Source organism: Sphaerisporangium fuscum (assembly GCF_018531465.1).
Lineage (GTDB): Bacteria > Actinomycetota > Actinomycetes > Streptosporangiales > Streptosporangiaceae > Sphaerisporangium > Sphaerisporangium fuscum.
Genome location: NZ_JAHDTF010000010.1, coordinates 11584 through 23565, shown reverse-complemented (window position 1 = coordinate 23565; position 11982 = coordinate 11584). Strand labels below are relative to the sequence as shown.

General features: G+C 73.6%; 9 protein-coding genes. 1 reads left to right on the top strand and 8 read right to left on the bottom strand.

The features are described from left to right. Positions 1-357: 357 nt before the first annotated feature. Positions 358-1212: a sensor histidine kinase gene (locus tag KIK05_RS12550; protein ID WP_214410842.1), complete on the top strand. Its 855-nt coding sequence runs from the start codon at positions 358-360 to the stop codon at positions 1210-1212. 64 nt (positions 1213-1276) lie between these two features. Here KIK05_RS12550 and KIK05_RS12545 read toward each other — a convergent pair whose 3' ends face one another. The 8 genes from KIK05_RS12545 to KIK05_RS12510 all read right to left on the bottom strand — a co-directional run bounded on the left by KIK05_RS12545 (position 1277) and on the right by KIK05_RS12510 (position 11867). Then, the gene (locus KIK05_RS12545) at positions 1277-3061 is read right to left on the bottom strand and encodes a bifunctional metallophosphatase/5'-nucleotidase (RefSeq protein WP_214410841.1); all 1785 of its coding nucleotides are present in this window, start codon (positions 3059-3061) and stop codon (positions 1277-1279) included. 142 nt (positions 3062-3203) lie between these two features. Further along, complete coding sequence (locus tag KIK05_RS12540; protein ID WP_214410840.1) at positions 3204-5003, bottom strand: dipeptide ABC transporter ATP-binding protein; 1800 nt, start codon at positions 5001-5003, stop codon at positions 3204-3206. Further along, positions 5000-5830, bottom strand: a complete 831-nt coding sequence (locus KIK05_RS12535; RefSeq protein WP_214410839.1) for an ABC transporter permease — start codon at positions 5828-5830, stop codon at positions 5000-5002. The genes KIK05_RS12540 and KIK05_RS12535 overlap by 4 nt, the downstream gene beginning before the upstream one ends. Next, on the bottom strand, positions 5830-6813 hold the full coding sequence (locus KIK05_RS12530; RefSeq protein WP_308249883.1) for an ABC transporter permease: 984 nt from the start codon (positions 6811-6813) through the stop codon (positions 5830-5832). The genes KIK05_RS12535 and KIK05_RS12530 overlap by 1 nt, the downstream gene beginning before the upstream one ends. Next, positions 6810-8450, bottom strand: coding sequence for an ABC transporter substrate-binding protein (locus KIK05_RS12525; protein ID WP_214410838.1), 1641 nt, complete (start codon positions 8448-8450; stop codon positions 6810-6812). The genes KIK05_RS12530 and KIK05_RS12525 overlap by 4 nt, the downstream gene beginning before the upstream one ends. Further along, positions 8447-9583 carry an MsnO8 family LLM class oxidoreductase gene (locus KIK05_RS12520; RefSeq protein ID WP_214410837.1) on the bottom strand — a complete coding sequence of 379 codons (1137 nt, stop codon included), beginning with the start codon at positions 9581-9583 and terminating at the stop codon, positions 8447-8449. Before KIK05_RS12520 ends, KIK05_RS12525 begins: the two co-directional genes overlap by 4 nt. Further along, positions 9580-10614, bottom strand: a complete 1035-nt coding sequence (locus tag KIK05_RS12515) for an LLM class flavin-dependent oxidoreductase (RefSeq protein ID WP_214410836.1) — start codon at positions 10612-10614, stop codon at positions 9580-9582. The genes KIK05_RS12520 and KIK05_RS12515 overlap by 4 nt, the downstream gene beginning before the upstream one ends. Further along, positions 10611-11867: an LLM class flavin-dependent oxidoreductase gene (locus KIK05_RS12510; protein ID WP_214410835.1), complete on the bottom strand. Its 1257-nt coding sequence runs from the start codon at positions 11865-11867 to the stop codon at positions 10611-10613. The genes KIK05_RS12515 and KIK05_RS12510 overlap by 4 nt, the downstream gene beginning before the upstream one ends. Positions 11868-11982 lie beyond the last annotated feature (115 nt).

The following is an 11982-nucleotide window of genomic DNA, read 5'->3' as shown; positions in this document are numbered from 1 at the left end:
GAGCGCATACGCCTAGTGTACGGCCGGTTCCCCGCCGGGATTGATATCCGACCACCGGCGACGGCCGGGGCGCACGGTGTGATCGCCGAGCGTGCCCAGGCGGCTACGAGCGCGTAAAGTGAGGAGTTCGGGGGAATCAATCGTCTCCGCCCGGCGCCTTCCGGCGCGGCGCGACCCGGCGCCCGCCATCGAGCGGTGGCGATTCCCGTCACGTCACTCCGGCGACGCCTGGACACGCGGATGCCCGGCCGCGCCGGGACGGGGGGACGACCGGTGAGGACGATGATCTCGTGGCGGCGAGACGCCCGCGCGCCGGGGGCGGGCGATCGCGCATCTCTGAATGCCCTCTCCGGCACCGTGGTGATCTTGCTGGCCGTCCTCGGCGGGCGCGCGCTGGGCCGCAGGCTGCTGGTGCGGATCGCCGCCATCGCGAGGGAGCTCACCGGGATCAACGAGAGGGACCGCCACGACCAGCTCGGCCTGGGGCACGACCCGGCCCAGATCAGCCAGCTCGTCAGGTGCGTCAACAAGACGCTGGACATGCTGGACCGTGAGCGGCAGTACGCCTCCAACGTCTCCCACGAGATGCGCTCACCCATCACCGGCCTGCGCACGGAGCTGGAGGAGGCGCGGCTGCACCCCGAGCAGCTCGACGCGACGGCCCTCGTCGACCACGCGCTCGACGGGGTCGAGCGGCTGGAGGCCATCGTCTCCGACCTGCTGTTCATGGCCCAGATGAACGACGCGGAGTCGCCCGGTGGTCACGAGGTGCTGGATCTGGGCGAGTTCGTGCGGCACGAGGTGCGCCGGCGGAGCGACCGGCACCCGATCGACCTGTGCCTCACCCGCGGGGTGATGGTCGACGTCGTCCGCAGCGAGATGTGCCGGGCGCTGGCCAACCTGCTCGACAACGCCCAGCGCTACGCCGACTCCGTCGTGGACGTCGAGGTCTACCGGACCCACGGCAAGGCGGAGCTGGCGGTGTGCGACGACGGGCACGGCATCGCCAAGGTCGACCGGGAGCGGATCTTCGAGCGGTTCGTCCGCCTCAGGACGGCCCCGGAGCGCGACCTGGAGGGGACCGGCCTCGGCCTGGCCCTGGTGAAGGACGTCGCCCTGGCCCACCGCGGCTCCATCCGCGTCGAGGAGTCCTCGACCGGGGGCGCGTGTTTCGTCCTCCAGCTTCCCCTGGCCGCCGGCGTCTCTCGCTGACCGCGCACAGCGAAAGGCCTGCCGGCGGAGCCGGCAGGCCTTTCGGGTCACGTCCGGGAGAGGGTCACCCGGCCGCGGTGACGCGGTCCAGCGCGGGCGGCGCCACCGTCCGGCCGTCGGCGAAGTACGACCGGAAGGCCTCGTAGTCGCGGGAGCCGCGCACGGGGTCGGTGAAACCGGTGAAGGCGGTGAAGCCGTCCCCGCCGATGAAGGTGTAGGCGAGTCCCGCCACCCGGTAGGTGCGCGAGGGGTCGAGGGTCGCGCCGTTGATCAGCACGCCGGCCGGGTCGACGCGCTCGCCGACCGGCTTGCGGGCGTCGTAGGAGTAGCGCACGTTGGCCGAGACGGCGAAGGGGGTGAACTTCACGGTGCCGTCGGCCTGGGTCTGCCACTGCTGTTCGAGCGCCTGGTCGATCTGCTGCCCGCTGAGGGAGACGGTGAGCACCGGGTTGGCGTAGCCGTACACGGCGCGGGCCTCGCCGAACAGCACGGTGCCGTCGGCGTCGGCCGGGTTGCTCCCCTTGGCGAAGCGCAGGTCGCCGCGCAGGCTGTTGGAGCCCTTCAGCGGGGCGGTGGCGACCAGCGCGAGGTCGGCCTTCCCGCCCTCGGTCCGCTGGGAGTCGGCGTACTCGGCGTCGGCGATCAGGTTGCCGAGCGTGCTCTCGCCGTCGGCGGCGCGGGCGCGGGTGATGTCACCGCTGATCTTGCCGATGGGACGGGCGTACGTCTGGTCGGACCGGGCCAGCCAGTAGTCGACCATCTTCGCCGCGGCCGGGTCGGGGGTGACGTCCCGGGTGACGGGGTGGTTGACGGAGACGGTGGCGGAACGGATCACGTCCCGGGTCTTCGGGTCGATCTTGAGGTTGATCTCGCTGATCAGGCGGCCGTGGTTGGCCGCCTCGACGACCGGGCGCGGGTTGCCGGCCGGGTCGGGGACGGTGCAGTTGAACAGCGCGTGCCAGTGACCGGTGACGATCGCGTCGATGTCCGGGGTGACCTGCCTGGCGAAGTCGAAGACCGGCCCGGTGGGGTTGGTGTTGCACCGGTCGAAGACGTCCCCGGCGGTGCCGCCCTCGTGGACGTTGGCGATGATCGCCTCGACGCCGCGCCGCTTGAGCTCGGCCGCGTACTTGTTCGCCGTCTCCAGCATGGGCAGGTTGTCCAGGCCCGGCTGGTAGGAGGTCGACCCCTCGACCGTGGTCGGGGTCGTGAGGTTGATGAAGCCGATCGGGATGCGCTTGTGCCCGCGCCCGGCCTCCACGTACTTGATCACGTACGGCGGGAGGATCGGCTTGGTGGAGCCCTTGGGGGTGATGTTGGCCGACAGGAACGGGAAGTCGGCGCCGTGGAAGCGTCGGCCGCTGGAGTCGGTGAAGCAGCTGTCGACGTCGATGGTGCTGAAGCAGCCGCCCCGCTCCATGTGGTCGCGCAGGAACTCCATGGAGAGGTCGAGCTCGTGGTTGCCGACGGCGGAGAACTGCACTCCGATGGAGTTGAGGAACTCGATGGTCGGCTCGTCCATGTGGAACGACACCTCGTTGGGCCAGCCGCTGAAGTTGTCGCCGGTCGAGAAGGTGATCGAGTTGCGGTGGCCCGCCCTGAGGTTCTTCAGGTGGGTGGCGATGTAGGGGGCGCCGCCCACGACGATGGTGTTCCCCTGGGCGTCCTTCACGGTGCCGTTGGCGGCGTCGCTCTGCGGCTTCAGGTATCCATGGAGGTCGGTGATCGACAGTAGCTGCACGTCGACGGGAGGCTGCTTGGCCTCCGCGGGTCCCGACGGCACGACCGTGAACGCGGACAGCGTCGCCGCCGCCAGCCCCACCGCCCAACGCCGAAAGCTGATCTGCACGCCTGCTCCTTTTGCGCGTTCTTGCTTGAGGGCCGCACCATTCGATCAGCTTTGGGTAACGGGCGGCAAGACTTTGCACGCCCAAAAAGTGAAATGTCGGAAATCTTCGCGCTCAGGCCACCTGCTCGATGGCCTCGTTCGATCACCTCGCTCCGCTCGGCTGCGAGGCCGCTCCCGTCAGGCGGGGGACGGCGGCCACCAGGGCCTGTGTGTAGGGGTGCCGGGGACGGAGGAACACCTCGTCCACCTCGCCCTCCTCCACCACGCGGCCGTCCTTCATCACCAGCACCCGGTCGGACAGGTGGTGGACGACCCCGAGGTCGTGGGAGATGAACAGCAGCGCGGTGCCCTCCTCGGCCTGGATGTCGGCGAGCAGGTCGAGAACCTGTGCCTGGATGGAGACGTCCAGCGCCGAGACCGGCTCGTCGCAGACCAGCACCTCGGGACGGGGGCCGAGAGCACGGGCGATCGCCACCCGCTGACGCTGCCCGCCGGACAGCTCGCGCGGGTGACGCCCTGCCGTCTCCGGCGGGAGCCCGACCCGGTCGAGCAGTTCGAGGGCCCGCTCCGCGCGCCGCCCGCGCGGCAGGCCGCGCAGCGGCTCGGCCACCAGGCGGGCGACCGTCAGCCGGGGATCGAAGGAGTCCAGCGGGTTCTGCGAGATGAGCTGGATCGCCGAGCGGTACGGACGGCGCCGCCGCTCGGGCACACCGCTCCACCTGCGGCCCCCGAGCAGGACCTCGCCCTCCGACGGCGCGAGCAGCCCGAGGACCAGCCGGGCCACCGTCGTCTTGCCCGACCCCGACTCGCCCACCAGCCCGAGCGTCTCCCCCGGGTGCAGGGCGAACGACACCCCGTCCACCGCCCGGCGGCCGGGATAGGAGACCGACAGGCCTGAGACGGTCAGCACGGGCGCGGAGCGCGGCGGCCCGGCAGGCGACGGCCCGGTGTCCGCCCCGCGGCCGGGAACCGGTGGCGCCGCCGGTCCCGGCGTCCCGCCGCCCGCGGGCCGTGCCAGGCCGGCAGCCGGTGGCGCCGCGTTCGCCGCCGGGACCGCGGGCCGTGACAGGCGGGTGCCGCGCGAGGCGGCGGAGGGGACGGCGGCGAGCAGCGTCCGCGTGTACGGGTGGGCCGGGGCGGTCAGGACCTCCCCGGCCGTCCCCTCCTCGACGACGGTCCCGTCCTTCATCACCAGGACCCGGTCGGCGATGGAGGAGACGACGGCCAGGTCATGGCTGATCAGCAGCAGCGACGTGCCGCCGGCCCGGCGCTCGGCGAGCAGCCGGAGGATCTGCGCCTGGACGGTGACGTCGAGCGCGGTGGTCGGCTCGTCGGCGATGACCAGCGGCGGTTCGGCGGCGATCGCCGAGGCGATGAGCGCGCGCTGCCGCAGCCCGCCCGAGAGCTGGTGGGGGTGCTGCCGGGCCCGCACCGCGGGCTCGGGGACGCCCACCGCCTCCAGCAGCTCCAGCACCCGCGCCGTGCGCCCGCCCCTCGGCAGGGAAGGGTGCGCGGCGAGCGCCTCGCTTATCTCGGCGCCGACGGTGCGCAGCGGGTCGAGCGAGACCAGGGCGTCCTGAAGGACCAGGCCGGCGTGCCGTCCGCGCAGCCGCCGCCAGTCCGCCGGGCGGAACGACCGGGCGTCCCGGCCGCCCAGTTCCAGCCGGGTGGCGGTCACCACGGCGCCGGGCCCCGCCAGGCCGAGGAGCGAGCGCGCGGTCACGCTCTTGCCCGAGCCCGACTCGCCCACGATGGCGACGCACTCGCCCGGGCCGATCGTGAACGACACGCCTCGCACGGCCTCGACCCCGGCGGCGGGGAAGGCGACCCGCAGGTCGGCCACCGACACCACGGGCGAGGCGGCGTCGATCCCCCGCTCCTCCCCTCCGGCCGTCGTCCCCCCGTACGTCCCCGGTGCCCGGCGGTCGGCGATCTCGGTCATCGGGTTCTCCCGTCGAAGCGGCGTTGCAGGCGCCGTCCGGTCACGGTCAGGCAGGCGACCGTGGCGATGATCGCGGCCGCCGGGAACAGCGCCTCCCACGAGGCGATGCGCAGGTACCCGCGGGCCTCCGACAGCATCGCGCCCCACTCCGGGGAGGGCGGCTGCGGGCCCAGCCCGAGGAAGCTGAGCCCGGAGGCGGCGATGATCGCCTGCCCGAGCCCGACGGTGGCCAGCACCGGGATCGGCCCGAGGACGTTGGGCAGCACGTGCCGCACGATCAGGACCGCCCGGGGCAGGCCGAACGTCACGGCCTGCTCGACGTACGCCGACCGCCGTACGACGAAGGTCTGCGCGCGGACGACGCGGGCGTAGGTGGGGATCTGGGCGACGCCGATCGCGACGATCACGCTGCCGGTGCCCGGCCCGGTGATCGCGATGACGAACAGGGCGAGGAGCAGTTCGGGGAGGGTCGACAGGACGTCGAGCGACCGGGCGAGCGCCTCGTCGGCCCAGCGGGGCGACAGCCCCGCCGCCAGGCCGGTCAGCACGCCGGCGCCCGCGGCCAGCCCGACCGCGAGCAGGCCGATGCCCGTGGAGTGGCGTGCCCCGTGCACGACCCGGGCGAGGACGTCGCGGCCGAGGTGGTCGGTGCCGAACCAGTGGGCGGCGCCGGGGGGCCGCAGCGCCTGCAGCGGGTCGGCCGCGAGGGGGTCGGCGCCGGTCAGCACCTCCGGTGCGGCCACCGCCACGACCAGCAGGGCGAGGACGACGGCCGCGGGCGCCAGACGGTACGGCCGGCGGCGCGCCGGCAGGGCGATCCCGGCCATCAGCCGGTCCTCAGCCGGGGGTCGATGAGGCGGTAGGCGATGTCGAGGAGGGTGCTGACGGTCACGTACACCAGCGCCGAAAGGATCACCAGCGCCATCACGACCGGCATGTCCTTGCCGGTCACCGCGAGCAGCGTGACCTGGCCGAGTCCGGGCCGGCCGAACACGGCCTCCACGATGATCGCCCCGCTCAGCAGCAGGCCGGTGAACCAGCCGGTGAGCGTGACCGCGGGCAGCAGCGCGTGGCGCAGGGCGTGCCGGGCCACCAGGGCCCGCTCGGTCAGCCCGCGAGCGCGGGCCGTGACCGCGAACGGCTGCTCCATGGCCCGCTCCAGCCCTTCCCTGAGCACCTGGCCGAGCACCCCGGCGATGGGCAGCCCGAGCGTCAGCGCGGGCAGCACCAGCGCGTTCCAGCCCTGGGCGCCCGACACGGGGAACCAGCCGAGCCTGAAGGAGAGCACGGCCAGCAGCAGGAGCCCGATCACGAACGGCGGCACGGACACGGCCACCAGCTCGGCGCCGGAGGCCACGCGCCGGGCCCAGGCGCCCCGGCCCGCCGTGGCGAGCGCGACCGCGACGGCGAGGACGACGCCGGTCGCCGCGGCGGCCAGGGTGAGCTGCGCGGTCGGCCCGATCTGCGAGGCGAGGACCTCCCCCACGCCCCGTTGCAGCTGGTAGGAGCGGCCGAGGTCGCCGTGGAGGAGCCGGCCGAGATAGGTCAGGTACCGGACGGCCGCCGGGCGGTCCAGCCCCCACTCGGCGGCGATCCGCGCCCGGATCTCGGGAGTGTCGGCCCCGTCGCCGATGAGGACGTCCACGACGTCGCCCGGGGCGAGCAGGAGGGCCAGGTAGGCGGCGGTCGCCGCCGCCCACAGCACGGCCAGCCCCGAGGCGAGCCGCCGGGCGACGGCCACCCCCGTCCGCCGGCCCCGGCGGTCCTTCTCCGCCCGACGCCGGCCGAGGCTGAGCGCGCGCTCGCTCACGTGCCGATCCGGACGTCGTAGGCGCTCGCGGGCGTGCCGGAGCCGGGCTCGAAGCCGAGGCCCTGGATCTCCTTGCGGGCGGCGATCTGGTCGCTCGGCACGTACACCGGCCAGACGATGGCCTCGTCGGCGACGACCTTCCGCTGGATCTTCGCGTAGAGGGCCTTGCGCTCCCCGATCCGCGAGCCGGCCGACGCCTCGGCCAGCCACCTGTCGACCTCGGCGTCCTTGAAGTGGGTGCGGTTGATCGCGCCCTTCTCCGGCAGGATCAGGTTCAGCGCGGTCCCGGCGTCGGAGTCGCCACGGGAGTTGCCGAACAGCTCGTACTGGTCGTCGTCCAGCGCCTTCTGCGCCGTGCCCTGGTCGACGACCTTCACCTGGAAGTCGATGCCGGCGGTCTGCTTGACCTGGGCCTGGATGGCCTGGGCCAGGATCTCGCGGCGGTCGCGGACGAAGGGGGCGGAGGCGACCTCGCGCACGGTGAGCCTCCTGCCGTCCTTGGTGCGATATCCCTGGGCGTCCCTGCCGGTCCATCCGGCCTGGTCGAGCAGGGCGTTGGCCTTGGCCGCGTCGCCGCCGTAGGTGTGCTCGAGGCTCGGGTCGTAGAACTGGCCGCTCTGCGCCACGATGCTCCAGGCCCGGGTGGCGGTGCCCTGGTAGACCGAGGCGAGCACCTTGTCCAGGTCGACGGCCTCGCGGAACGCCTGCCGTACGCGCTTGTCGTCGAAGGGGGCGTGGGAGGTGTTGAAGTAGTAGGAGTACGAGGTGCCGGAGTTGAGGGCGGTCCGGTAGGTCAGGCCGGGGTCGTTCTTCACCAGGGCGACCTCCGTGGCGGGCACCCCGTCGATGACCTGCACCTGGCCGGAGGTGAGCGCCCCGACGCGGACCGACGCCTCGGGCAGGAAGCGGTAGGTGATCTCGGCGAGGTGGGCCGGTCCCTGGTGGCCGGCGGTGGCGGGCGCCCACTTGTAGGCGGGGTTGCGCCGGTAGTGCGCCTCCTGGCCGCGCACGTACCGGTCGAGGATGAACGGCCCGGTGCCGACGACGTCCGGGCCGCCCGCCTTGAGGTCCTTGGCGTTCTTCAGGGACCTGGGTGAGACCTGCCCGGCGTACGGCGAGGACAGGAAGTCGAGGAACAGCCCGTCCGGCTCCTTCAGGACGATCTTGACGGTGGTGGGCGAGACGACCTCGGTGTGGTCGTAGGCGTGCAGCTGGATCGCGGCGACCGCCGGGTTGTAGCCGGGGGCGTGCAGCTGGTCGAGGTTGGCCTTGACCGCGGCGGCGTCGAACTTCTCCCCGTCGTGGAAGGTGACGTCGTCGCGCAACCGCAAGGTGTAGGTCCGCCCGTCCTTGGAGACCTGCCAGGACGTGGCGAGCCAGGGGACGAACCGGCCGTCCTTCGTGCGCGCCACGAGCGCGTCGAACTGATCGAACACCAGCAGTCTGGCCTTGTTCTGCGCCCACTGCTGGGGGTTGAAGGTGATGGGCTGGGTCTCGACGGCCCAGGTCAGCGACCCGCCGGAGGCGGTCTCGGGGGCCGGGCCGGCCTGCGTCCCGCACGCGGCCGCCAGCAGGGCGGCGGCCAGCGCGGGGAGCACGCGCCGGGTGGAGATCTTCGGTCCTCCCGCCACGGTCATCGGCCTTCCCGCCACGCCGCGGCCAGCAGTTCGTAGGAGCGCACGCGGTCGGCGTGCGCGTGCGTCGCGGTGGTGACCAGGAGTTCGTCGGCCCGCGTGGCGCGCTGGAGCACCCGCAGCCGTTCGGTCACCGTCTCCGGTGACCCGACGAACTGCGTGTCGACCCGGTCGGCCACCAGCGCCCGGTCCGCCTCGCTCCAGACGTGGGCGCCGGCCTCCTCCGGGCTGGGGTACGGCATGGCGCCCTGGCCGGTGCGGATGCTGCGCACCCACAGCGGGTACGGCTTGGCGAGTTCGGCGGCCGTGGCGTCGTCCTCGGCCACGACCGCGTCGGCGGAGACGACCACGTACGGCTCGGCCAGCGTCGCCGAGGGCTTGAACGCCTCGCGGTAGGCCTCCACGGCCTCCAGCACCGAGGACGGGCTGACGTGGTAGTTCGCCGCGAACGGCAGCCCGCGCTCCCCCGCCACCTGGGCGCTCTGCCCGCCGCTGCTGCCCAGGATCCACACCTCGACGTCCGCGCCCTCGCCGGGCACCGCGTGCGCGGCGTACCCGTCCGGAGAGGTGAAGGTGCCGCGCAGGAAGGCGATCACGTCGTCGACCTGCTCGGCGAAGTCGGGGGTCCGCGCGCCCGGCTGCTGCAGCAGCGACGCCTGGAAGGCCAGCTGCGGGGACCGGGCCAGCGCGGACCAGTCGAACGGCGGCGGGATGAGCAGCCCGTCCACGACGCGGGAGCCGGCGGGCCCGGCCGGCCGCTCCGGCGGCTTGGCGGTCTGTCCGGCCAGCTCGGCCCGGCGCTGCCCCGACCGGCCGAGGCCGAGGTCGACGCGGCCGGGATGCAGGGCGTCGATCAGGCCGAACTGCTCGACCACGGCCAGGGGCGTCTGGTGCCCGAGCTGCACCGCGCCGGAGCCCACCCTGATGCGGCTGGTGGCGGCGGCGACCAGGGCGATCAGGACGGCCGGGGCCGAGCTCGCGACCCCGGCGGCGAAGTGGTGCTCGGCCAGCCAGTACCGGTGGTAGCCGAACTCCTCGGCCCGCCGGGCGAGGTCGAGCGTGTCACGCAGCGCGTCGCCGGCGGTGCTCCCGGACGGGATGGGTGCCAGATCGAGGATGGACAGGGGAACGGTCATGACAGCCCTTCCGGGAACGGCCTGCTGGGGATCTCTCGGCGGAGCACGGGGGCGATCTCCGCCTGGAACAGTTCGAGCGCGGCGCGGTGCCGGGCGGGGGGCAGCCCGTCGGCGTCGGCGTGCAGGTGCATCACCTCGTGCCCGAAACGCTTGTGGTAGCGGAGGACCTTGTCGATGATCTGCTGGGGACTGCCCACGAGGTGCGAGCCGCGTTCGACGGCGTCCTCCAGCGAGTCGAACACCCGCGGCGCGCCGTACCTCCTGAACGTCTCCTGCCGCGCCTCGAAGATCGGCCGGTAGGTCTCGATCGCCTCCTGCGAGGTGGGGGCGGTGTAGAACGCCGCGGTCCCGGCCCCCACCAGGGCGCCGGCCGGGTCGTGCCCGTAGTACGCCCACCGCTCGCGGTAGTGGTCGATCAGCTCGGCGTACGGCTCGATGGGGTTGGTGACGTTGGCGGAGAACAGCGGGTCGCCGTAGCGGGCGGCCAGGTCCACCGAGTCCTTGCTGGTGGCGCTGCCGTGCCAGACGCGGATCGGCCGCTGCAACGGCCGCGGCAGGGCCTCGGCGTCGGTGAGCGAGGGCCGGAAGCGGCCCTCCCAGGTGACCTTGTCCTCCCGCCACAGCCGGCGGAACAGGTCGTACCCCTCGGCGTTGCGGTCCCACTGGTCCTCGGTGGTGACGTGGAACAGCTCGGCCTGCGCGGATCCGTTGCCCTTGCCGATGATCAGTTCGAGGCGGCCGCCGGACAGGTGGTCGAGGGTGGCGTAGTCCTCGTAGGCCCGCACGGGGTCGAGGAGGCTGAGGGTGGTGACGGCGGTGAACAGCCGGATGCGAGAGGTCCTGGCGGCGATGTGGCTGAGCACCACGGGCGGCGAGGAGGAGATGAACGGCCGCTCGTGCCGCTCCCCCACCCCGAACCCGTCGAAGCCGAGCTCCTCGGCCAGCACCGCGCCGGCGACGACCTCGCGGAACCGTTCGGTGGTGGAGACCCTGCCGTCGTGCGCGATGAGGGTGATCGCGAGGAACTTCACGCTGTGGTCGCCTTCTCGTGCAGGTCGGCGGGGTGGTGGGGGTCGAGGACCTTGCGCGGGTCGACGAGCCGGTCCCGGCCCTCCGGCGTCCGGTAGCGGCCGGCGGGACGGGGAAGGCCGAGCAGCCCGCGCAGGGTCGCCGCCTCGTACCGGTCCCGGAAGGCGCCGCGGGCGCGCAGTTCGGGGACCAGCCGTCGGCTGATCGCCTCCAGGTCCAGCGGCAGCACGCCCGGGCGCAGCCGGAAGCCCTGGATCCCGGCGCGCCGCCAGTCGAGCAGCAGGTCGGCCAGCTCCCCCGCGCTCCCGGCGAACACGGCGGCGTCGGAGACCGGCTCCGCCCCGGCCAGCTCGTCCAGCCGGGCCCTGCGCTCCACGGCGTCCTCGCCGAGGAAGACCAGCAGGTCGGCGAAGATCTTCAGCGGCTCCCCCTCCCTCGGGACGCTCCGGACCTGCCGGACGATCGCCTCGGCCTCCTCGCGGCTGTGCGGGGTGACGAACACCACGTCGGCCGAGCGGGCGGGCAGCTCGTACGGCACCCGGGAGCGGCCGTGGTCGAGCACCGTGACGAGCGGCTGGCCCTGGGGCGGGCGCGGGGTGATCGAGGGGCCCTTCACCGAGAAGGCCGGCCCGGCGAAGTCGATGTAGTGGAGCTTGTCCCGGTCGACGAACCTGCCGGTCGCCACGTCGCGGATCTCGGCGTCGTCCTCCCAGCTGTCCCACAGGCGGCGGGCCACCTCCACGGCGTCCGCGGCCTCCTCGAACAGGCCGGCGACCCGGTCGGGCGACAGGTCGTCCGGGTCGAGGAGGGGCACGTCCCTGCGCCCGAAGTTCGCGGCCTCGGACCTGCGGGGCGAGACCTGCACCCGCCAGCCCGCCCGTCCGAGACTGACGTGGTCGAGAGTGGCGATGCCGATCGCCACGTGGAACGGCTCGGTGTGGGTGGTGGTGGCGGTCGGCACCAGGCCGACGCGGCTGGTCAGGGGCGCGATCGCGGCCGCGATCAGCACCGCGTCCAGGCGTCCGCGGACCTGGTCGGCCCGTCCGTCGGGACCGTCGAGGAGCGTGGACTGCAGCCCGAGGGAGTCCTCGATCGTGACGAAGTCGAGCAGGCCGCGCTCGGCCTCGGCGGCGAGCCCGGCCCAGTACCGCGCGGTGAGCAGCGCCCTGGGGGCGGCGGCCGGGTCGCGCCAGGCCGCCGGGTGCCATCCGGCGCCGTCGAGGGCGACGGCCAGGTGCAAGGGGGCGGTCGTCACAACGTTCCTTCCGGGACGGGGGCGGATTCCTGCGGGACGGCGACGGATTCCTGCGGGGACAGGGCACCGCCGCGGCCTCCTGACGGCTTCGCGCCCGCCGGCAGTGGCGGGCGCG

Bases quoted from the DNA above. Each gene is read 5' to 3' on its own strand.
- KIK05_RS12540 (WP_214410840.1), bottom strand. From the start codon at position 5,003: ATGACCGAGATCGCCGACCGCCGGGCACCGGGGACGTACGGGGGGACG.
- KIK05_RS12535 (WP_214410839.1), bottom strand. From the start codon at position 5,830: ATGGCCGGGATCGCCCTGCCGGCGCGCCGCCGGCCGTACCGTCTGGCG.
- KIK05_RS12525 (WP_214410838.1), bottom strand. From the start codon at position 8,450: ATGACCGTGGCGGGAGGACCGAAGATCTCCACCCGGCGCGTGCTCCCC.
- KIK05_RS12520 (WP_214410837.1), bottom strand. From the start codon at position 9,583: ATGACCGTTCCCCTGTCCATCCTCGATCTGGCACCCATCCCGTCCGGG.